This window comes from Erythrobacter sp. CCH5-A1, assembly GCF_001557115.1.
In the GTDB taxonomy this organism is placed as follows: domain Bacteria; phylum Pseudomonadota; class Alphaproteobacteria; order Sphingomonadales; family Sphingomonadaceae; genus Erythrobacter.
The window spans coordinates 1-21,670 of record NZ_LSKQ01000098.1 but is presented as its reverse complement, the minus strand read 5'-3'; the positions used below and the strand labels follow the sequence as shown (position 1 = coordinate 21,670).

Sequence of the window (21,670 nt, the reverse complement as noted above, 5' to 3'; positions counted from 1 at the left end):
GCGTGCCCGTCAGGCGTTTCGCGCCATCAGCCCGCCGTCCACGGGAATCGCGACCCCGGTGATGTAGCTTGCCGCCGGGAGCACCAGCGAAAGGGTGATGTGCGCGACTTCCTCGGGTTCGCCGTAGCGCCTGAGCGCCGTGCGGCGTTTCGCGAAGACTGCCTTGTGCTCTTCCGACACCGCGTCCGTCATTGCGGTGCGGATCGGCCCCGGACAGATGCAGTTGACCGTGATCCCTTCCGGCCCGAGATCGACCGCAAGGCCCCTCGTGAGCCCGATCACCCCGGTCTTGGCGGCGACATAGGGCGTATCGCCCGGGGTCGCGCCGAGGCCTTCGGTCGAGGCGATGTTGACGATCCGCGGCGCATCGCTTTGCCTGAGAAAAGGAAGGGCGGCGCGCACCATGCGCTGGTGGGCGGTCAGCATGATGGCGAGAGCGCGGGCCCACACCTCTTCGTAAGCGGGATCGTCGAGGCCGCAGAAGCTGGAGACGCCCGCGTTGTTGACCAGAATATCGATCCGCCCGAAATCCGCAGAAATGCGGGCGACCGTCGTCGCGATCGCCTCGCCGTCGGCGACGTCGAGTTCATAGGCGCGCGCCGCTTCGCCGCATTGCTCTGCCACGGCCGCCGCCGCCACGCCGTCGCGGTCGACCACGGCGACGTGCGCGCCCTCGGCGGCGAACAGCAGTGCGGTTGCCCGACCCATCCCGCTCGCAGCGCCAGTGACGATTGCGGTGCGTCCGGCAATCGAGCGTGAGAGGGATGGTTGGGGCATGGGCGGCTCTCCTCGCCAGGCAGCGTCGGCAGCCGAGGCTAGCCGAGTGGAACGGGCGCGTCACCTGTTCGGCAATCCCCCCGGTCTTGACCATTTGATCCAAGCCGGATCGCACCCGAATCGGCTATGCCGATGTCAGGGGTCGCTACCGGAGGGAATTTCATGACCATTCGCCGACTCTTGTCGCTGCCCGTCCTGGCAGGCCTGACTGCTACCATCGCCGTCCCGGCCGCTGCCGAGGATGCCAGCGTTGAAAGGCGGCTCGACCGCGAAGGCCTCAAATACGAGGTCGATGCCGATGGCGATTACAAGCTTACCTTCAACTATGCGAAGGAAGGGCGCAGCCAACTGGTGTTCGTCTCGGGCACGACCCAGACCGTTTCGGGCCTCACGATCCGCGAGGTCTTCTCGCCCGCAGGCCGTGTCGAGAAGGACGGGATCGGCGGCAAGGCGGCGCTCGAACTGCTCTCGGCCTCGGGCCAGCTCAAGCTGGGTAGCTGGGAGATCCGCGGCGACGTGCTCTATTTCGTCATCAAGGTGCTCGACAGCGCCACTTCGAGCGAGCTTTCGAGCATGCTCGACATCGTTGCCGAGACGGCGGATGACAAGGAAATCGAACTCTCGGGCGACCGGGACGACCTTTAGGGCAACGCTAGAGCGGCGCGGGGGGCGCCGCCCTTCACACATCACCGGAACGGCGGTTCGTTAAAGGCGCGCAGTTTCCGCGAGTGCAGCCGGTCACCCTCGTCGCGCAGCCGCGCCACCGCCTCGATCCCGATCTGCAGGTGCGCGGCGATGGTTTCCTCGTAGAACTTGTTCGCCTGCCCGGGCAGCTTGATCTCGCCGTGGAGCGGCTTGTCCGAGACGCACAGCAACGTCCCGTAAGGCACGCGGAAGCGGTAGCCCTGGGTGGCGATGGTCGCGCTCTCCATGTCGATCGCGATCGCGCGGCTCTGCGAGAAGCGCGTCGCCGATGAGGAATAGCGCAGCTCCCAGTTGCGGTCGTCGGTGGTGACGACCGTCCCGGTGCGCATCCGTTGCTTGAGGTTGGCCCCCGTCACGCCCGAGACCTTCTCGGCCGCGAGCGCCATCGCTTGCTGGACTTCGGCGATCGGCGGGATCGGGATTTCGGGGGGGAGCACCGCATCGAGCACGTGATCGTCACGCAGGTAGGCGTGGGCGAGCACGAAGTCGCCGATCTTCTGGGTCGAGCGAAGCCCGCCGCAGTGGCCGATCATCATCCACGCATGCGGGCGCAGCACCGCCAGGTGATCGCAGATGTTCTTCGCATTGGATGGGCCGACGCCGATGTTGACCAGCGTGATCCCGCTCCCGTCCTCGCGCACGAGGTGGTAGGCGGGCATCTGGTGCTTGCGCCAGGCGGTGTCGTTCAACTGGTCCTGCGCGTGGGCCGTGGGCTCGCGGATGTCGAGACCGGCCGCGCCGGTCAGCGCGATGTAGCCGTCGGTGCCGATCTGCGCGGCGCCCCAGTTCACGAATTCATCGACATAGCGGTGATAGTTGGTGAACAGCACGAAGTCCTGAAAGTCGCTGACCTCGCTGCCGGTGTAGTGCTTGAGGCGCGCGAGCGAGTAATCGGTGCGCAGGCCGTCGAAGAGCGAGAGCGGCATGTCGTGATCGCCGTCGACTTCGATTCCGTCGGCGAGCTCGTCGCCGATCAGGGCAAGGTCGGTGGCGGGGAAGTGCGCGGCGATCTCGCGTGGGGCGATGCCGACCATCGCCGCACCCGCCTCGCCATCGAGCACATAGGGGAAGGGGATTTCCTGGCGCGAGCGGCTGACGGTGACCTCGATCTCGTATTCGGCGGCGATCAGTTCGAGCTGCTCGGTGAGATATTGTGCGAAGCGATCGGGGCGGGTGACGGTGGTCGAATAGGTGCCCGGCGCTTCGAGCCGCCCGAAAGCGCGGCTGCGATCCTTGGGCTCGCCGACGCCGGCATAGTGCAGCGTGATCTGCGGATAGGCGTAGGAGCCATCCGCGCGCTTGGCGGGAGCGGGCAGGGTGCCATTGCGCCCGAAGGCGATGACGTCGTCACGCAAGGTGCGGACCGCGTCGTCGTAATGCTGCTGAAGCTCGGCGAGGATGGCGGGAATGTCGATCATGGCAGTTGTCTCTGCTCCTTTGTTGTTATCGTTGTGTGGCAGCATCTTCGCGATTGCGGACGCTGTTTACAAGAAGGGCGCGAAGATCGTTGTGATCTTCGCGCCCTCGTATCTTGCGCCGGAATGGGCCGGGAAGCTTACGCGTCCTCGCCGCCTTCGAGCAGTTCGGCCGGGATTTCGCCCGGCTCAAGGCTGGTGTCGATGCGGGTCGCTTCGGCCTGTTCCTCGATCTCGCGCTGTTCGTCGGCGAACATCTGCGCGAGCACGTCGACGCCTTCGCTCTGGAGCTTGGCTTCGTCGTCCGAACGGGCGACGTTGGCCTTCACGGTCACGCGCACTTCGGGGTGCAGGGCGATGGTCACGTCATGCATACCGATGGTCTTGATCGGTGCGCCGAGGATGACCATGCGCTTGTCGACCGAGTGACCCTGATCGGCGAGCCCGGCGACGATGTCGCGCACGCTGACCGAACCGTAGAGTTGGCCGGCGTTCGAAGCGGCGCGGATCAGCACCACTTCGGCGCCCGCGACCTTCTCGCCCTGGGCTTCAGCGACGGTGCGACGCTCGGCGTTTTCCTTCTCGAGGCGTTCGCGGTTGGCTTCGAAAACCTTGCGGTTCGCATCGTTGGCGCGCAGCGCCTTCTTCTGCGGCAGCAGGAAGTTGCGCGCATAGCCGTCCTTCACGGTGACGACGTCACCGATCGAGCCGAGCTTTTCGATGCGCTCAAGGAGAATGATGTCCATGTCTCTTTCTCCTCTTACTTCACGATGAAGGGCAGCAGGCCGATCTGGCGCGCGCGCTTGATCGCCTGGGCCAGTTCACGCTGCTTCTTCGCCGAAACGGCGGTGATGCGCGAAGGCACGATCTTGCCACGCTCGGACATGAAGCCCTGCAGCAGGCGCACGTCCTTGTAATCGATCTTGGGGGCGTCCTTGGCCGCGAAGGGGCAGGACTTGCGGCGGCGGAAAAACGGGCGGGCCATCAGTCGCGCTCCTCACGTGCGTCGCGGCGCTTACGCTCGCGCTCGTTCTTGCGCATCATCACGCTCGGGCCTTCCTCGTGCTCTTCCACGCGGATGGTCATGTAGCGGATAATGTCTTCGTTGATGCGGGTCTGGCGCTCGAGTTCCGCCACAACATTGCCCGGGGCATCGATGTTGAGCAGCACGAAGTGCGCCTTGCGGTTGCGCTCGATCTTGTAGGCGAGCGACTTGAGGCCCCAGGTTTCGGTCTTGGTGACCTTGCCGTTGCCGGCCTCGACGATTTCGGTGGCTTGCGCCGCCAGCGCGTCAACCTGAGCCTGGCTCAGATCCTGACGCGCAAGAAAGACGTGCTCGTAGAGCGCCATCTTGCGTCCTTTCACTACCATGCCGATCGCTGGCTGATCCGTCCGCGTCTGGACGGGGCCCCTCCGGCTTTCTTCGACTTCCGCAAGGGCGCATCCCAAGCGAAGCGCGGCCCCTTACAGCTTTGCGGGGCAATTGCAAGTCTTGTCCGCAGGGAACCGGACGGGCAGGCGCGGGGTTACATTGCACGAATCGCAAAAGGGGGAAATGTCCGTGCCATCAGGACTGGTTGCGCTGCTCGACGATATTTCGGTGATCGCCAAGGCGGCGTCGGCCTCGATTGACGATGTCGCGGTCGCTGCGGGGCGCGCGGGTACCAAGACCGCGGGCGTGGTGATCGACGATGCGGCGGTGACGCCGAGCTATGTCACCGGCCTCAGCCCAGCGCGCGAATTGCCGATCATCTGGAAGATCACCAAGGGCAGTCTCAAGAACAAGCTCGTCTTCCTGCTCCCCGGCGCGCTGCTCCTGTCCGAGTTCCTGCCCGCCGCGATCACCTACCTGCTGATCGTGGGCGGGGCCTTCCTGTGCTACGAGGGCGCGGAGAAGGTGATGGAAAAGCTCGGTTTCGCCAAGCACGGCGACACGCTCGAGGACGAGATCACCGATCCCGTCGCCTTCGAGAACGAGCGCGTGGGCGGGGCGATCCGTACCGACTTCATCCTCTCGGCGGAAATCATGGCGATCGCACTCGCCGAGGTCGCCGACGAAACCCTCGTGATGCGCGGGGCGGTGCTGGCGCTGGTCGCGGTGGCGGTGACGGTCGCGGTCTATGGCGCGGTCGGGCTGATCGTGAAGCTCGACGATATCGGCCTCCACCTCACCAAGAAGGCGAACGCGGGCGCACAGGCCTTCGGGCGGTTCCTGCTGCGTTTCGTGCCCAAGCTGCTGGTGGCGCTGTCGCTGATCGGCACGGCGGCGATGCTGTGGGTCGGCGGTCATATCGTGGTCGATTCCTTGCACAAGCTGGGCATCGACTGGTTCTACGCCCCGATCCACGGTGCCGAACACGCGGTACACGAGGCGGCGGGCGGCGTGCTCGGGTGGCTGACCGCGACCACGCTGTCGGCGATCTTCGGCCTGATCCTCGGCAGCATCATCGCCTTTGTCCTGCACAAAGTGCTGGGTGTGGGCGCGGACAAGGCGCATTAAGCCGCCCCGCATGACCACACCCGTTCTCTACACCTGCGCGCGCTCGCGGGGCTTGCGCGCGACCTGGGCGGCGGAGGAAGCGGGGGTGGATATCGACCTTCGCGTCCTTCCGTTCCCCCCGCGCTATCTCGCGCCTGAATACATGGCGGTGAACCCGCTTGGCACAGTGCCGATGCTGGTGGATGGCGACACGCAGCTGACCGAAAGCTGCGCGATCGCGCATTACCTCGCCACGCGCGAAGGCTACACGCCGCTGGCGATCGCTCCGGACGAGCGCGACTACGGCGAATATTGCGACTACACCTACCACGCTGACGCGACGATCACCTTCCCGCAGACCGTCTATATGCGCTTCTGCCTGTTCGAGAAGGACAAGGGATTGCAGGAGGCCGGCCACGCCTATGCCAAGTGGTTCCACAAGCGCCTGATCAAGATCGAACAGCGCCTTGCCGGGCGCGAGTACCTCTGCGCCGACCGCTTCACCGTCGCCGACATATGCGTCGGCTACGCGCTGATCCTCGCGCAGAGCGTGGGTCTGGATGACGGCGTGCCCGACAGCCTCAAGGCCTATCGCGAGCGCCTCACTGCGAGGCCCGCCTACCAGCGTGCCTTCGCGCGCGAGGAAGCGGGGCGCAAGGCGCTGGAGACGGCGCGGGCCTAGGCCGCCCAGCGTTCTTGCGCTGACGCTACGGCTGCATCCATCGCCGCCGGATCAAGCCGGAAATCCGCCACCAGCGCGGCAAGACCCTGCGCCTGCCGTGTCAGCCCGCTCGCGGCCGCGGTTGCCTCCTCCACCATCGCGGCGTTCTGCTGGGTCATCCGGTCCATCTCGCGCGCCGCGGTGCTGACCTGCTGCAAGCTGTCGGCCTGCACCGACGATGCCTCGGCGATGCGCGCGATGTGCTCGCTGGTGCGCGCGACATGGGCGAGGATCGCCTCGAAGGCCTCGCCCGTGCGCCCGACCAGCGCGACCCCGCGCTCGACATGGCCGGCGCTTGCGGTGATCAGCGTGGTGATCTGGCTCGCCGCCTCGGCCGAGCGCTGGGCGAGGGCGCGCACCTCGTTGGCGACGACCGCAAAACCTTTGCCGGATTCGCCCGCACGCGCCGCTTCGACCCCGGCGTTGAGGGCCAGCAGGTTGGTCTGGAAGGCGATGCCCTCGATCAGCGTGATGATCTGCGCGACCTCCTGCGAGGACTGTTCGATCGCGGTCATCGTTTCCATCGCATCGCGCACCACCGCGCCGCCGGTCGCGACCTCGGTTTGCGCCTCGCCCACGGTCTTTTCGGCATCGCGCGCGCTGGCGGCGGTGCCCTGGACGCCGCTTGCGATCTCGCCCATCGCGCTGGTGGTCTGCTCGACCCGCGCGGCCTGCATTTCGTTGCGCTTGGCAAGGTCGTCGGAGGCCGCGTGGATCTCGCCAGCACCGATTGTGACCCCGTCGGCCGCGTTCACCACCTCGCGGATCACGCCGGCGAGCTCCTGCGCCGTACGGTTGAAGTTCTCGCGCAGGGCCTCGTATTCGGCAGCAAAGGGCGTGTCGATCCGGCAGGTAAGGTCGCGCGCGGCGAGCGCCTTCAGCCCTGCCGCAAGTGCGCCGACCACGCGCTCCTGCTGCGCATCGGCGCGCTGCTTGGCAAGCGCGGCGGCGCGGAACACCTCGGCGGCGCGGGCGATGTCGCCGATCTCGTCCGAGGTGTCGGCTTCGGGGACGGGGGCGGCGAAGTCCCCCGATGCAAGCGTGCCGAGGCGCTCGGCAAGTCTGATGAGCCGGGCGACGATCGCCCGGCGAACCATCCAGACTGTCCCTGACACGACCGCCAGCGAAACCAGAGCGAAGAACACCAGCAGCAACCAGCTGTTCGATTGCGCGGCGGCGTTCTGCTGACTGAGCAGCTCCTCGAACACGAGGCCGATCGCTTCCATCGATTCCTCGAGCGTATCGAACTTGGCGTTGAATTCGGGGAACAGCGCCTCTGCCCGGGCGCGGTCGGTGGCGGCGGCATCCATCATTTTCGCCGCGATCCCGAGATAGGCCTCGACATCCGCGTCGGTCTTCTCGAGCAGCGCGGCCATCTTCGGCTCTTCGGCATCCTTGCGGTTCTCGGCCATGATCTGGCGGTAGTTGGCCGAGTACTCCGCAAGGTCCTTGCGCGCGGCGGCGATCTGCGCGGGTTGGCCGCTCGCCGCGCCATAGAGCGCCGCATAAACGCTCCCGCGCACCGCATCGTGCATCATGTCCCCGACCATGTGGTTGCGCAACATGCCGACGATCCGCTCACCATGCGCATCGCTTTGCATGCGGGCATAATCGCGCCACGCCGTTGCCCCCGTCTGGAGCAGCGTGAGGCCGAGCAGCACGGCGGCAAGGATGAGAGCGCGGGTCTTGATCGTCATGCTGGGTGCTTTCGGGGAAAGGGCAAAGGCGCGTTCACCGCTGCGTGCCCGCGGAGAGGATGAAACGCAGGGCGACAATCACCGCATCGCGCGTGTCGGGCCTCTGCTCGGAGCGGCTGACATACTGACTGTCGAACTGGAGCGTCAGCCACGGCGCGACCCGGTCGGCGAAGGTGATTTCGAAGCCTGTTTCCGTGCGGCCGCGCGGTGTGCCCGCATCGGCCTCGTTGAGGCGGAACCTGTCGGTGAGGAAGGCCTGGTTGACGCCCAGCGAGAGCTGGCTGTCCGGCCGCCCGGCGAAAACACCGTTGACCAGCACCCCCGCCTGCCACCCGCCCGAATAGGGCGTGGTGTTCCCGTCCGATATGCCGGCACGCAGGAACAGGCTGGCGGCGGGCGTGTCGGGCTCGGCCGCCGCAGCATTGATGCCGAAGGGGACTTCGAGGAGCATATAGGCTCCCGCCGCGCGCTGGCGCAGCGGATCGCCGGACGCATCGATAAGGCGAAGGTCGTCCTGCCGGCGCGTATAGGTCCAGGCCCCCAGCGCGAGCTTGCCGAAGCTGGTCAACCCCGCCTCGCCGATCACCAGTGCCCCTTCGCGCAGCATGGCCGGGATGCCCCCCGCATCGCCCAGCACGCCGCTTTCGGCATTGACCAGGGCAAGGCTGGTGTAGGTCGTCGGAGAAGGTTCGGCATGGACCATCAGCGTCAGCGCGGTCGAGGGGAAGATGGCGGGGCCGTTGGGACCGGTCGCCGCCAGCTCCGATCCGATCCCGAAGGCGGGCGCCATCAGCAGCCCCGCGGCCTCGTTGCTGTAGAACTCGGCGTTGAGATCGATGAACCCCGCGGCAAGCCTGATCGGCGCATCGGCGAACTGCTTGGCGAGGTAGAACTGGTAGAGCTTGACCCGGTTCTTCGCCACCTCGGCATTGTCGATTCCCTGGAGCGTGCCCGCCAGCATATTGGGCTCGCGCCCCGTGCCCGCGATCACCTCGCCCACCAGCTCGGTGCCCTGCCACCCCGCCGCCGCCTCGAGATCGAGCGTGCCGGTGAGCGTCAGCAGATCGACGTGGCGCACGCCGGTGCGCTCGCCCTGTGCGACCCCGACGATGCCGAGCACATATTCTCCCTCGAGCGTGACAACAGGTGCATCGTCTGCATCCTCGCCATCCTCGGCGCGTAGAGGCGCGGCGGGCAGGATGCTCGCCGCGAGCAGCAGGATGCAGCGCCTCAGCGCCGGGGAAGTTCTCGCATTGGCCGGTGGGTACTGCATGGCCTTGCCCTCGATGCAAGACCGTGCCGGGGGACCGGGTCCCGGCTCCTTAAGTCTTGCGATAATTGCAGGTTATGCAAGGCTTGCTAAGCGGGGATGAGGCTTCTCCCCCGTTCGCTTCCCTAGGGAAAATCCGCGGGGGAGCGGGTCAGGCGGCCTGGTCGGGGCTGACCGGGCGCGCCGAAAGCTCGCGGCGCAGCAGCTTGCCGATCGGATCGCGCGGCAGCTGGTCGACGAACTCGATGTAGCGCGGGCGCTTGTAGCCGGCGATCTGGCCCTTGAAGCGGGCGGTGATCTCTTCGCGGGTGAGTTGTGCGCCGGGCTTCAGCACCACGAAGGCCTTTACCGCCTCGCCCCACTGCTTGTCGGGCACGCCGCAGCAGCCCGCGTCCGCGACCTCGGGCATGGCGGCGAAGACGGCGTCGACCTCGGCGGGGTAGACGTTCTCGCCGCCGGTCTTGATCAGCTCCTTGGCGCGGCCGAGCAGGTAGCCGCGCCCGCGTTCATCCATCGTGCCGAGGTCGCCGGTGCGCAGCCAGCCGTGGCCGAGGGCAGCCTCGGAGGCTTCGGGATTGCGCCAGTAGCCGAGCATCACCGAGGGGCCGCGCAAGGCAAGCTCGCCTTCCTCGCCGGGGGGCAGGTGGTTGCCCTCGGGGTCGAGCACCGTCATGGTCACGTGCGGCAGCGTCCAGCCGATCGAGCGCGGGACTTCGAGCATGTCGGCATAGTCGATGAAGGTCGCAAAGCCGCAGATCTCGGTCTGGCCGTAGCCGCCGACCACGCGCGCGTCCCAGTCCTTCTCGATGAATTCGTACATCTGCGGGCGGCCCATTCCCGCGCCCCCGGTGTAATTGGTGAGCGGCATCCGGCCATCGCGGATCGGCGCCATCGCCTGCCACGGGAAAGAGATGGTGGGAAAGGCGCTGGTGGTGGTGCAGCCCTCGCGGTGGAGAAGGTCGAGGATTGCCGCGCTGTCGTCGTCACGGCCCGCGAACACCGATGTGCCCCCGCAGGCGAGCATCGCGGCGACCTGCTGCATCCCCACCACATGGAACAGCGGGTTGACCGAGAGCAGCACCTCGTCCGCGGTGAAGCGCCGGTGCTGCGCGAAGCCCAAGGCCGAGGCCGCGACCGCGCCCCCCGCTTGCAGGCAGCCCTTCGGCTTGCCGGTCGTGCCGCTCGTGTACATCATGTAGAGCGGGCGATCGGGGGCGAGGCCGAGCCCGAGGTCATAGGCATGCAGTGCAGGCGGATGCGCGGTGAGGGCGGCATTCTCGAAGAAGCCGTCCGCGGCGTGGTGCTCGTCGACTTCGAGCACCTCGCCCGCCGCCGCGCCCTCGATCAGGGCAGCGAAGCGCGGGTTGACGAAGGTCATCGCAGGCTCGGCATTGGCGCAGATCCAGGCAAGCTCGGCAGGCGCAAGGCGCCAGTTCAACAGTACCGCGATCGCCCCGATCCGGCCTGCGGCCAGCAAGATGGTGAGGAATGGCGCGCCGTCGGTCAGCAGCAGCGCGATCCGGTCCCCCGGACCGATCCCGCGCGCCAGCATCCATCGGGCAAGGTTGGTGACGCGGGTGTCGAGCGCGCTCCACGTCAGGCGCTGGGTGCCGTCAACCGTGGCCAGCCGGTGGGCACAGCGCTGCGCGCAATTCGCCAGCAGCGTATCGAGCGAGAAATCACGAGAGTGCATGGGCGCGAGGCTATCGATCGAGTGGCCGTTCGCCCATCAGCGATTTTGCGAAGGGGGCGCGGCCAGATCTAGACCGCAGCGGGCGCAGGTGCGGTTGGGCCAGGGGACGGCGAGAGGCCCGCGGAAGAAGACATTCTTGGCGCAGCGCGGACAGTTAAAGCCCAGCATCGGCGCATTGGCGACAATCAGCATCACGATCGCGGCGGCAAAGGCGAGGCTCGAATGACCAAGGGTGCGATCGACGACCACCACCAGCAGCACCGCAAGCGCCAGCATCCCCAGCATCCGCCAGGCATGGCGCGCGGCGCGGGCATAGAGGCTCGGACCCGGTGTCAGGGGAGGCGGGCCAGGATCGACTGCCCGAACTCGGTCAGCGTATCATCGCGCGCGCCCATCACGACGATCCGGTCGCCGGGGCGGGCGAGCGACACGATGCGTGCGCCGCAATCCTCACGCTCGGGGATGTGCTCGGCATGGCCGCCTGCGGCATTGATCAGATCGACGATCCGCTCGGCGCCCACGCTGCGGTCGACGGTGCCGCCGAAATAGACCGGATCGCACATGATCGTGATGTCATCCGGTCCCAGCTCGCGCGCGAAAGTCTGGGCCAGTTCCTCGCCCATCTGGCGCAAGGGGCCGTAGCCGTGAGGCTGGAAGAAGGCGATCACCCGGCCGGGCATGGCTTTGAGAGTGCGCAAGGTGGCGGCGCATTTTTCGGGGTTGTGGCCGAAATCGTCGATCACCGACATGCCGCCCGGCGAGGTACCGATCACGTCGAAGCGCCGCGCGAGGCCCGCAAAGCTGCGCAGGGCATAGGCCGCGTGCGCCACGCCGATGCCTGCCGCGCTCGCCGCTGCAATCGCCGCGAGCGCGTTCGAGAGGTTGTGCAGGCCCGGCATGGGCAGGATCAGCGGGAAGACCTGACGCCGCCGGTTGTCGACGATCGCCGCGCGGACCCCGAGCGCGCTCATGTCGATCGAATCCGGCTCGATGCTGATGTCCGCGTGCCTTGCGGTGATCCCGAAGGTCACCTTGCGGCCTGCGCGCGGGACGAGGTAGCCGGCCTCGGCGGAATCGAGATTGATCACCGCCGTCCCCGCCTTGCCGACGAAATCGCCGAACAGCACGCGCAATTCCTCGATACTCTTGTGATCGAGGCTGACATTGAGCAGCACGCCCACCGTCGGCCGGTAGAGCGCGATCGACCCGTCGCTTTCGTCGACCTCGGCCACGAACACCCTCGCGCCCCCGATCCGCGCGCTGGCGAAGGGGTTGGCGGGCGACACGAAGTTCTTCATCACCGCGCCGTTCATCACCGTGGGATCGTGCCCCGCCTCGGCGAGAATCCAAGCGATCATGCCGGTGACGGTCGACTTGCCCGAGGTGCCGCCCACCGCGACCGAGAAATCGGCGGCGTTGAACAATTGCGAGAGCAGTTCGGCGCGGCTAAGGCGCTCGCAGCCCAGTTCCCTCGCGCGGGCGACTTCGGGCACGGTGTCCTCGATCGCGGCCGAGGCGATGAGCACCTGATCGGGCGAGGTCACCCCGCTGCCGTCCTGCGGGAACAGCGTGAAGCCGTTCGCCTCCATCCAGGCGAATTTCTCGGGTGAGCGGCCCTGGTCGCGGCTGCGGTCCGAGCCGGCGACGGGGTGCCCGAGGCCCTTCGCGATCTGCGCGAGCGGCAGCATACCGGACCCGCCGATGCCGCAAAAGAACAGCGGGCGCCCGGAGAGCGTGCCCGTAGTGACCCCTTTATCCATATGGCAAAGGGTTATTGGCTTGCGCGCCCCCTGACAAGCGCCATAGGCTGGCGTGTATGACGAATATCGCCATTTGTGCGCCCGCAACGCCGATCACCCGCGAACAGAGCGACGCGCTCGAGGCGCTGGTCGCGGCCGAGTTCCCGGGGCACCGCGTCACCTTCCACGACCAGTGCTTCGAGCGCGCGGGGCATTTCGCGGGTGACGATCTGCGCAGGCTCTCCGCGCTGCTCGAATTCGCCAATGATCCGGCCTTCGATGTCGTGTGGTTCGCCAAGGGCGGTTATGGCTCGAACCGCATCGCCGAGGCCGCGGTCGCGCAGATGAACCGCGCGGCGCGGACCAAGACCTATATCGGCTTTTCGGACGCGGGGTACCTCCTCGCCGCGCTCTACCGCGAGCGCATCGGGCAGAGCGTCCACGGCCACATGCCGGTGAGCGCGCGCTCGGAAGGGGGCAAGGAGGCGATCCGCCGCGTGCTGCGCTGGCTCGAGGGCGATACCAGCGGATTGGAGCCGAGCCTCGACGGCGTGACGCCCGCGGCCGCCTTCAACCTCATTACCCTCGCGATGATCGCGGGCACGCCGATGATGCCCGACCTCACCGGCCATGTCCTGATGGTCGAGGAAGTGTCCGAACACATGTATTCGGTCGACCGCCTGTTCTTCCACCTTGCCGGAACCCTGCCGCGGCTTGCCGGCCTCAGGCTCGGCTATGTCACCGATGTGCCGGAAAACTACGTCGAATTCGGCCAGACCGAGGAGGAAATCGCCCGCTTCTGGTGCGACCGGATGGGCGTCCCCTACCTTGGCCGGGCCGAGATCGGCCACACCTCTGCCAACAGGGTTGTGCCCTTCGGCCTTGCCAGCCCGCCCGCGCGGACGTAACGGCGCCCGCCAAAACACAGCAAGGCGGGATCGACAATGCGCGCGTTCATCTTTCCGGGGCAGGGTAGCCAGAAGGTCGGCATGGGGACGGAGCTGGCAGCCGCCAGCGAAGCCGCCCGCGACGTCTTCGGCGAGGTCGACGAGGCGCTGCGGCAGAACCTCTTTGCGCTGATGCGCGAGGGCCCCGAGGATCGCCTCACGCTCACCGAGAACGCCCAGCCCGCGATCATGGCCAATGCCATCGCCACCCTGCGGGTGCTGGAGCGCGATTTCGGGGTAAAGCTGCTCGAGACGGCAAACTGCGTCGCGGGCCATTCGCTCGGCGAATACACCGCGCTCGCCAGCATCGGCGCGTTCAGCCTGACCAATACTGCACGCCTGCTCAAGCTGCGCGGGTGGGCGATGCAGGCTGCGGTGCCGGTGGGTGAGGGGACGATGGCGGTGCTGCTCGGCGCGGACATCGAACAGGCCAAGGCCCTCGCAGAGGCTGCTGCCCAAGGCGAGGTCTGCGAGGTCGCCAATGACAACGATCCTTCGCAGGTCGTGATCTCGGGCCACACCGCCGCAATCGAGCGCGCGGTGGCGCTGGTGAAGGAACACGGGATCAAGCGCGGCATGATCCTCAATGTCTCGGCGCCCTTCCACTCCTCGCTGATGGCCCCCGCGGCCGAGAAGATGGCCCACGCGCTCGCCGCAACCCCTCCGGGCGCGCTGGCGCTGCCGCTCTACGCCAACGTCACCGCCGCGCCCGTCACCGACCCCGACGAGGCCCGCGCGCTGCTGGTCGAGCAGGTCACCGGCCGCGTACGCTGGCGCGAAAGCGTGCTGGCGATGCGCGCCGACGGGGTCGAGAGCTTTGTCGAGCTGGGCGGCAAGGTGGTCGGCCCGATGGTGAGCCGCACCGACAAGGAGGCCGAAGTCACCAGCCTCGTCACCATGCAAGACCTTGAGGCCTTTGCCAAAAGCCTGTGATGGGTTAGTCTTGCTCCCGTTCGGCCAAAGGCCGGTCATGGGGAGAGAGGCATGGATATGGTGCAATCGCGCGGCAATCAGGCGCGGTCTTTGGGCGTGGTTCTGGCGCTGGTTGCGGTGCTGATCGCCGCAGTCGGCTTCAGCGGAACCTCGGGCGCTCAGGAAAGCGCCGCAGCCCCGGCGAACGGAGCAGGCCTCAGCGGCTTTGCCGACAGGGCCTCGCTCAATGCCTTCACCCGCAAGATGGTGCGGCTCGAGCGGCAGCAGGCAGAGGTACAGTACCTCACCATGCCCGCGGTCATGTCCGCGCCCCCGGCTTACGATGTCGCCGCCGAGGCTGCAAGCGAACCCCCGCGGCCCGGCTCCGAAAGCATCACCAACACCCAGGAAGCGGGCGTCGACGAGGGCGGGATCGTCAAGCAGGCGGGGGACTATCTCGTCGTCCTGCGCCGCGGGCGGCTGTTCACGATCCGCATCGGCGGCGACGCGCTCGCGCCCGCCGGGATGATCGACGCCTTCCCGCCGGGCAAGAAAGACCCCGGCGACACGTGGTATGACGAAATGCTGATTCACGAGCGGCAGGTGATCGTGATCGGCTATTCCTACGGCTCGGACGGGACCGAGATCAACCGCTTCGACATCGCCGCCGATGGCAAGCTCGCCTACCGCGACACGCATTACCTACGCTCGGGCGATTACTATTCGTCCTCGAACTATGCCTCGCGGCTGATCGGGGACGAGCTGGTGGTCTACACGCCGGTCTTTGCCGACTGGGAGAAGCTTCAGGACAGCCTGCCCGCGATCCGCAAGCGCAGCCCCTATGCCAAGCCCGTGCCGCTTGTGGCGCCGCAGGACTTCATGGTCGCCGAGCCCTACCGCTCGGGCCGCTACCTGCTCGATACGCTCCACACCGTCACCCGCTGCAAGCTCTCCGCCGGCTTCGAATGCCGCGCGAGCGCCATCGCCGGAACGTGGAGCCATGCCTTCTACGTGTCGGCCGAGGCGGTCTATGTCTGGACGGGCGTGACCGATGATCCCGTCAACCGGGCGGCGCGCGGCGTTCCCGGCCAGCTCTACCGCATCCCCCTCGCAGGCGGCACGCCCGGCGCGGTGCAGGTGAGCGGGGCGCCGGTCGACCAGTTCTCCTTCGCCGAGGACGCGCGCGCGGGCGTGCTGCGGGTGCTGCTGCGCGGCGAGGGCGGGGGCGATGGCATGTGGGAGGGCGAGGTCAGCGGCGGCAGCGTGGCGCTCGCCAGCGTGCCCTTCGCGCGCTTCGGCAACGGCAAGGGCAGCCTCGCGCGTGGCGATTACCGCAAGCTGCCCGAGCCCGAGGGCTGGCGCTTCCAGAACCGCTTCGTCGGCGATTACGTGCTCTATGCCGCGGGCGATTATGGCAGCGAGGAGGAGACGGGGACGGTCTATGCCGTCCCGCTCGGCGGCGGGGCGGTGCAGCAGGTCGCGATTCCCCACGGGGTCACTCGCTTCGACCGCATGGGCCAGGACGCGATCGCGATCGGCCCGGCGCGCGGTGACGGGCTGGGCTTCTCGGCGCTGTCGCTGGCGGGCACCGCCAAGCTCGAGGATGTTCACATCCTCGCCGCCGCGGGCGAGGGCGAGACGCGCAGCCAGGCCTTCTTCTTCCGCCCCGATCCCGGCAGCGCCGACGGCGCCTCGGGCGTGCTCGGCCTGCCGGTCACCCGCGGGGAGGCGCGCGATGGCGGGGAGTTCCTCGGCTCGGGCTCGGCGATCACCTTCCTGCGCCGCGCCGCGCGCAAACTCTCCCCCTTGGGCGAACTCGCCGCCGCGCCCAGACTTTCGCAGAGCGACAATTGCAAGGCCTCCTGCGTCGACTGGTACGGCAATGCCCGCCCAATCTTCACCGGCGGGCGGGTGTTCGCGCTGATGGGCTACGAACTGGTCGAGGGCCAGCTGTCCGGCACGGCCATAACCGAGCGGCGGCGGGCGAGTTTTGCCCCGTGAACCTCAATCCCCGGCGTTGACCCTCGCGCGCGGGCAGCGCAGAGGGGCGGCTTGAATTGCGGGCAAGGATGCGACGATGTTTTCACTTCAAGGCATGAACGCGCTGGTCACCGGTGCATCGGGCGGGATCGGATCGAGCATCGCCCACGCGCTCGCGTCGCAGGGCGCGCGCTTGGCGCTGTCGGGCTCGAACGCGGCCAAACTGCGCGCCTTCCGCGACGAGCTCAACGACACCTATGCCCACGAGCATGACGGCCATGTCGAGATCACCTGCGATCTGGGCAACCAGACCCAGGTCGAGGAGCTTATCCCGGCGATGCTCGACACGCTCGGCAGCATCGACATCCTCGTCAACAATGCCGGCATCACCCGCGACAATCTGGGCATGCGGATGAAGGACGAGGAGTGGGATCAGGTGATCCGCATCAACCTCGAAGCCGCCTTCCGCCTGATGCGCGGCGCGGCCAAGCCGATGATGAAGGCGCGCTTCGGCCGCGTCGTCAACATTACCAGCGTGGTGGGCGCGACCGGCAATCCGGGCCAGATGAACTATTGCGCGGCCAAGGCCGGTCTCACCGGCATGACCAAGGCCTTCGCGCAGGAAGTCGCCAGCCGCGGGATCACCGCCAACTGCGTCGCCCCCGGCTTCATCCGCACCGCGATGACCGCCGCATTGGACGAGAAGCAGCAGGCCGCGATCAACGGCCGCATCCCGATGGGCCGCATGGGCGAAGGCGCCGAGATCGGCGCCGCAGTCGCCTTCCTTGCCAGCCGCGAGGCCGCTTACGTGACGGGCGAGACGCTGCACGTGAACGGCGGCATGGCGATGCTCTGAGCGCGTCAGGGGGCCCTGAGCGCCCCCTTATCCCCAACGTAAGTGCCCCTCGCAATTGCGCCTGCTTGCCCGTATCCTCGCCTGCGCTAAGGTTTCGGGAACTTTCCGGCGCTTGGGGGCGATTCCTCTCCCCTCGCGCAACAATCAGGACCGATAGGGACAAGCGATGAAGGCCACGATCGAACGCGCGACGCTGCTGCGGTGCCTTTCCCATGTTCAATCCGTGGTGGAGCGCCGCAACACCATCCCCATCCTTTCCAACGTGCTGATCGACGCCGATGCCGGTGGCAGCGTGCGGGTGATGGCGACCGACCTCGACCTCCAGGTGGTCGAGACGATGAGCGCCTCGTCGGTCGACCAGCCCGGTGCGATCACCGTTTCGGCGCACCTGCTGTTCGACATTGCGAGGAAGCTGCCTGAGGGGAGCCAGGTCAGCCTCACCACCAGCGAGAACCGGCTCGAGGTCAAGGCCGGCCGCTCGAACTTCAAGCTGCCGACCCTGCCGCGCGACGATTTCCCGGTGATCGTCGAGGGCGACTTGCCGACCAGCTTCGAGGTTCCGGCGCGGCTGCTCGCCGAGCTGATCGACCGCACCCGTTTCGCGATCTCGACCGAGGAGACGCGCTACTACCTCAACGGCATCTTCCTCCACGTCACCGACGAGGACGAGCCGCTGCTCAAGGCCGCCGCCACCGACGGCCACCGCCTCGCGCGCTTCACGATCCCGCGGCCCGAAGGCGCCGCCGGGATGCCCGACGTGATCGTGCCCAGGAAGGCCGTGGGCGAGTTGCGCAAGCTGCTTGAAGAAGCGCTGGACGGCAACGTGCTGATCGATCTCTCCGCCAGCAAGATCCGCTTCACCCTCGGCGGCGAGGGCGGGGTGGTGCTCACCTCCAAGCTGATCGACGGGACCTTCCCCGATTACAGCCGAGTGATCCCGACTGCCAATGACAAGCTCCTGAAGGTCGATCCCAAGCTGTTCTTCTCCGGTGTCGACCGCGTGGCGACCATCGCCACCGAGAAGACCCGCGCGGTCAAGATCGGGCTGGATAACGACCGCGTGACGCTCTCGGTCACCTCGCCCGACAACGGCACAGCGGCCGAGGAGCTGGCCGCCGAATACCGCGCCGAAGGGCTCGAGATCGGCTTCAACGCCAATTATCTCAAGGACATCCTCGGCCAGATCGACAGCGACACGGTGGAACTCCACCTCGCCGACGCCGGCGCGCCGACGCTGATCCGCGAGAACGAAAAGGCCCGCGCGCTCTACGTGCTGATGCCGATGCGGGTGTGACGGGCGTGCGCGCATCTCTCCTTGCGGCGGCTGCGGGGGGCGCGATGCTGGCCTGCCCGGCCGTCGCGAAGACCGCCACGCCGCAGGACAATCTCGATTGCGCGATCTGGGCGACCTACCGGATCGGCATCGCCGCCGAAGACGAGGAGCGCAACGGCTTGATGCTGGCGACCGCATGGTTCAGCGGCCTTTATGAAGGCCAGACCGGCACCACCATCGACGAGGCCATGATCGCGCGCTCAAGAGCGCTGACACCGGCACAGATAGAAGCCTTCGAGCCTGCCTGCCTCGCTCGTTTTGGCGACTTCGGCAACCGCTTCACCGCGATTGGCGAGAGACTGGGCGCGGGGTCCAACTAGGATCGCGGCGGCGACGCGAGACAGAAGGAGGGGAGGGCGATGAACGCCACCGAAGTGCATGTCCGCAAGGATGCGTTGACCGATGCCGCGCTGGCCGAGGGGCCGCTCGCGCCCCTCGGCGATGGCGAGGTGCGGCTTGCCATCGAGAGCTTCTCGGTCACCGCCAATAACGTCACCTATGCGGTGGTGGGCGACGGGTTCAAGTATTGGGACTTCTTCCCCGCGCCCGAGGGCCTTGGCATTGTGCCGATGTGGGGCCACGCGCGGGTGATCGAGAGCCGCTACCCCGACATTGCCGTGGGCGAGCGGGTCTATGGCTACTTGCCGATGGCGAGCCATTTGGATGTGCTCCCCGGGCGGGTGAGCGCCGGGGGCTTCACCGACATGGCCGCGCACCGCCAGCCGATGAGCCCGGTCTACAACAGCTACACCCGCCTTGCCGCCGACCCCGAGCACGATCCCGCGCGCGAGGCGGAGAGGATGATCTTCGGCCCCCTGTTCCGCACCGGCTTCCTGATCGAATACTTCCTGCGCGGGGAAGGCTGGTTCGGCGCGGAGCAGCTGGTGGTCACCAGCGCCTCGTCCAAGACCGCGATGGGGCTGGCGAGCGTCGCGCGGCAATCCTCGCCGCAGGTGAAGCGGATCGGGCTGACCTCGAAGGGCAATGTCGCCTTCGTCGAGGCGAGCGGGCTCTATGACGCGGTCGTCGCCTATGACGATCTGGGGCGCGTGCCCGTCCTGCGCAGCGTCAGCGTGGACTTCGCCGGGAACGCCGAGCTGTTGGCGAACATCCACCGCCATTTCGAGGATGCGCTGGCCCATTCCGCGCTGGTCGGCGCGACGCACATTGAGGCGCGTTCGGTGTTCGGCAAGAACGACCCGCTGCCCGGCCCCAAGCCGCAGCTGTTCTTCGCTCCCGACCACGCGGTCGCCTTCTTCAAGGCGCATGGGGCCGAGGAAGGCGGCAAGCTGGTCGCGGCCGCCTGGCGCGAGTTCCTCAAGGCTGCCCAAGGCACCATCGCCATCGAACGCCACAAGGGCCTCGACGCCGCGCGCGACGTCTTCACCACGATGGTGGCCGGGCAGATCGACCCGGCCAAGGGGATCGTGATCGAGCCCTGACCTGCGGGCGGGTTACTCCGCCGCCTCGGCCAGCTCGACGCGCTGCGGCCCGCGGATCAGCCCGCCCGGGGTTGCGCCCGTCCAGACACCGTCGCGGAAGGTGACGACCCCGCTCTTGATTGTCGCGACATAGCCGTCCGCCTTCTGCAACAGACGCTTGCCGCCGGCCGGGAGGTCGAAGGCGAGCCACGGCTTGCCGAGCTTGAGCTTGTCCATGTCGATCACGTTGAGATCGGCGAGATAGCCCGGCGCGATCACTCCGCGATCCTCCAGCCCGTAGAGCCGCGCCGTATCGCGGCATTGACGCTTGATCGCCTGCTCGAGCGTGATCGTCGCGCCCCGCTTGCGGCTCTTCACCCAGTGTTCGAGCATGAAGGTCGGCGAGGCCGCGTCGCAGATCGTCCCGCAATGCGCGCCGCCATCCGACAGCGAGTTGACCGTGTCGTCGGCGTGCTGGAGGGGATGGAGGAAATCGAGGTTGCCGTCCGCGTAGTTGAGGATCGGCAGGTAGATGAACCCCGTGCCATCGCCCTCGCACAGCAGGTCATAGGCATATTCCTGAGGGGCAACCCCAGCGGCGGCGGCGCGGGCGTTGATGCTGGCATCGGGGCCCGGTTCGTAGTCGAAATCGGGGTCCATTTCGTATTGCAGGCTCCAGCCCATGCTGATCGCCATCACCACCCCGCCGATGTCCTTGGGCGCGTCGGTGTAGTCGTTGGGCTCGGCGAGCAGCTGCCCCTTGAACGCCGGGTCGAGCAACTTTGCGCGCTGTTCCTCCCAAGGCAGATCGGCAATCGCCATCCAGCTCGGGCGGAAGCGGAAGGGGTGGACGGTGCCCTGCCAGGCCATGATGATCCCGTTGCCCCGCAGCGCGATCTGGGCGACGATGTTCGCCCCATTGTCGTTCTGGGCGCGCATTTCGGCGATCTGCTCGTCGAGCGGCAGTTCCTTGGCGATGGATTGCAGCGCAGCGAAGGTGACGGGGATGCCCGCCTCGCGGCTGAGCTGGCCCATCCAGTCAAATTCGTTCCACTCGCGCTTCAGATCGCTCGCCATTTCGAACACGGCGTAGCCGCCCGCCGCCTTGGCGCGGCCCATCGCCTTGCCGATCGCGATGAGTTCTTCCGCCGTGGCGGTGGTGCCGGGCACCAGCTCGCCGTCGACCGATTTGTGGAGCACCGTGCGCGAGGTCGAGAAGCCCAGCGCGCCCGCCCGCACGCCTTCCTCGACGATGCGGCTCATTTCGGCGATGTCGTCAGCCGTGGGCACGGCACCCGGCTGCTCGCGGTCCCCAAGCACATAGGCCCGCACCGCGCCGTGGGGGACGTGGGTGCCGACGTCGACCGTGCGGGGGAGCTTTTCGAGCGCATCGAGATACTCCGGAAAGGTCTCCCACTCCCACGTCATGCCCTCGGCGAGCGCCGTGCCGGGGATATCCTCGACCCCTTCCATCAGGCTGATCAGCCATTCGTGACGGTCGGGCCGCGCGGGCGCGAAGCCGACGCCGCAATTGCCCATCACGACCGTGGTGACCCCGTGCCAGCTCGAGGGGGCCATTTCCTGGTCCCATGTGGCCTGCCCGTCATAATGGGTGTGGATGTCGACAAAGCCGGGGGCGACGACCTTGCCGCTTGCGTCGATTTCCTCCGCAGCGCTGCCCGTCACGCGGCCCACTGCCGCGATCAGCCCGTCCTTTACCGCCAC

The 21,670-nt window shown here is 67.4% G+C and carries 21 protein-coding genes; 10 read left to right on the top strand and 11 right to left on the bottom strand.

The window, feature by feature from the left end; translation table 11 throughout:
• Positions 1-9: 9 nt before the first annotated feature.
• On the bottom strand, positions 10-777 hold the full coding sequence (locus AX708_RS04645) for an SDR family NAD(P)-dependent oxidoreductase (RefSeq protein WP_066528141.1): 768 nt from the start codon (positions 775-777) through the stop codon (positions 10-12).
• A 162-nt stretch (positions 778-939) separates the two neighbouring features.
• Between AX708_RS04645 and AX708_RS04640 the strand changes: the two genes are divergently transcribed.
• The gene (locus AX708_RS04640) at positions 940-1,422 is read left to right on the top strand and encodes a hypothetical protein (RefSeq protein ID WP_156443340.1); all 483 of its coding nucleotides are present in this window, start codon (positions 940-942) and stop codon (positions 1,420-1,422) included.
• Between the two features lie 41 nt (positions 1,423-1,463).
• On the opposite strand, the gene AX708_RS04635 is transcribed toward AX708_RS04640, so the two are convergent.
• The 4 genes from AX708_RS04635 to rpsF form a co-directional block, all read right to left on the bottom strand.
• Positions 1,464-2,945: an AMP nucleosidase gene (locus AX708_RS04635; RefSeq protein WP_255357974.1), complete on the bottom strand. Its 1,482-nt coding sequence runs from the start codon at positions 2,943-2,945 to the stop codon at positions 1,464-1,466.
• Positions 2,946-3,037: 92 nt separating this feature from the next.
• Positions 3,038-3,643, bottom strand: coding sequence for a 50S ribosomal protein L9 (rplI, locus tag AX708_RS04630; protein ID WP_066528149.1), 606 nt, complete (start codon positions 3,641-3,643; stop codon positions 3,038-3,040).
• 14 nt (positions 3,644-3,657) lie between these two features.
• Positions 3,658-3,882 (bottom strand): 30S ribosomal protein S18, encoded by a 225-nt coding sequence (gene rpsR, locus AX708_RS04625; RefSeq protein WP_017665523.1) that lies wholly within the window; start codon positions 3,880-3,882, stop codon positions 3,658-3,660.
• Positions 3,882-4,247, bottom strand: a complete 366-nt coding sequence (gene rpsF, locus AX708_RS04620) for a 30S ribosomal protein S6 (protein WP_066528182.1) — start codon at positions 4,245-4,247, stop codon at positions 3,882-3,884. The genes rpsR and rpsF overlap by 1 nt, the downstream gene beginning before the upstream one ends.
• Positions 4,248-4,458: 211 nt before the next feature.
• Between rpsF and AX708_RS04615 the strand changes: the two genes are divergently transcribed.
• Complete coding sequence (locus AX708_RS04615) at positions 4,459-5,397, top strand: DUF808 domain-containing protein (protein WP_066528184.1); 939 nt, start codon at positions 4,459-4,461, stop codon at positions 5,395-5,397.
• 10 nt (positions 5,398-5,407) lie between these two features.
• Positions 5,408-6,058 carry a glutathione S-transferase family protein gene (locus AX708_RS04610; RefSeq protein ID WP_066528152.1) on the top strand — a complete coding sequence of 217 codons (651 nt, stop codon included), beginning with the start codon at positions 5,408-5,410 and terminating at the stop codon, positions 6,056-6,058.
• On the opposite strand, the gene AX708_RS04605 is transcribed toward AX708_RS04610, so the two are convergent.
• The 5 genes from AX708_RS04605 to AX708_RS04585 all read right to left on the bottom strand — a co-directional run bounded on the left by AX708_RS04605 (position 6,055) and on the right by AX708_RS04585 (position 12,517).
• Positions 6,055-7,794 carry a methyl-accepting chemotaxis protein gene (locus tag AX708_RS04605; protein WP_066528155.1) on the bottom strand — a complete coding sequence of 580 codons (1,740 nt, stop codon included), beginning with the start codon at positions 7,792-7,794 and terminating at the stop codon, positions 6,055-6,057. The two genes, AX708_RS04610 and AX708_RS04605, sit on opposite strands and share 4 nt — an antisense overlap.
• Before the next feature lie 34 nt (positions 7,795-7,828).
• Positions 7,829-9,067 (bottom strand): carbohydrate porin, encoded by a 1,239-nt coding sequence (locus AX708_RS04600; RefSeq protein ID WP_082745513.1) that lies wholly within the window; start codon positions 9,065-9,067, stop codon positions 7,829-7,831.
• Between the two features lie 148 nt (positions 9,068-9,215).
• Positions 9,216-10,757 (bottom strand): class I adenylate-forming enzyme family protein, encoded by a 1,542-nt coding sequence (locus AX708_RS04595; protein ID WP_066528159.1) that lies wholly within the window; start codon positions 10,755-10,757, stop codon positions 9,216-9,218.
• A gap of 36 nt (positions 10,758-10,793) precedes the next feature.
• Positions 10,794-11,042, bottom strand: a complete 249-nt coding sequence (locus tag AX708_RS04590; RefSeq protein ID WP_066528162.1) for a hypothetical protein — start codon at positions 11,040-11,042, stop codon at positions 10,794-10,796.
• Positions 11,043-11,089: 47 nt separating this feature from the next.
• On the bottom strand, positions 11,090-12,517 hold the full coding sequence (locus AX708_RS04585; protein WP_066528164.1) for a Mur ligase family protein: 1,428 nt from the start codon (positions 12,515-12,517) through the stop codon (positions 11,090-11,092).
• 56 nt (positions 12,518-12,573) lie between these two features.
• On the opposite strand from AX708_RS04585, the gene AX708_RS04580 reads away from it, so the two are divergent.
• The 7 genes from AX708_RS04580 (at position 12,574) to AX708_RS04550 (ending at position 19,966) form a co-directional block, all read left to right on the top strand.
• Positions 12,574-13,404, top strand: coding sequence for an LD-carboxypeptidase (locus AX708_RS04580; protein WP_066528166.1), 831 nt, complete (start codon positions 12,574-12,576; stop codon positions 13,402-13,404).
• Between the two features lie 36 nt (positions 13,405-13,440).
• A complete protein-coding gene (gene fabD, locus AX708_RS04575; protein ID WP_066528168.1) occupies positions 13,441-14,376 on the top strand; it encodes an ACP S-malonyltransferase in 936 nt (311 codons plus the stop codon).
• A gap of 51 nt (positions 14,377-14,427) precedes the next feature.
• Positions 14,428-16,356, top strand: coding sequence for a beta-propeller domain-containing protein (locus AX708_RS04570; RefSeq protein WP_066528170.1), 1,929 nt, complete (start codon positions 14,428-14,430; stop codon positions 16,354-16,356).
• A gap of 76 nt (positions 16,357-16,432) precedes the next feature.
• A complete protein-coding gene (fabG, locus tag AX708_RS04565) occupies positions 16,433-17,191 on the top strand; it encodes a 3-oxoacyl-[acyl-carrier-protein] reductase (protein ID WP_066528173.1) in 759 nt (252 codons plus the stop codon).
• Between the two features lie 166 nt (positions 17,192-17,357).
• Complete coding sequence (gene dnaN, locus AX708_RS04560; RefSeq protein ID WP_066528174.1) at positions 17,358-18,485, top strand: DNA polymerase III subunit beta; 1,128 nt, start codon at positions 17,358-17,360, stop codon at positions 18,483-18,485.
• Between the two features lie 5 nt (positions 18,486-18,490).
• Positions 18,491-18,844: a hypothetical protein gene (locus AX708_RS04555; RefSeq protein WP_156443341.1), complete on the top strand. Its 354-nt coding sequence runs from the start codon at positions 18,491-18,493 to the stop codon at positions 18,842-18,844.
• A gap of 39 nt (positions 18,845-18,883) precedes the next feature.
• Positions 18,884-19,966, top strand: a complete 1,083-nt coding sequence (locus AX708_RS04550) for a DUF2855 family protein (protein WP_066528178.1) — start codon at positions 18,884-18,886, stop codon at positions 19,964-19,966.
• Between the two features lie 12 nt (positions 19,967-19,978).
• On the opposite strand, the gene AX708_RS04545 is transcribed toward AX708_RS04550, so the two are convergent.
• On the bottom strand, positions 19,979-21,670 hold a 1,692-nt coding region (locus AX708_RS04545), incomplete at its 5' end, for an amidohydrolase family protein (RefSeq protein ID WP_067489608.1).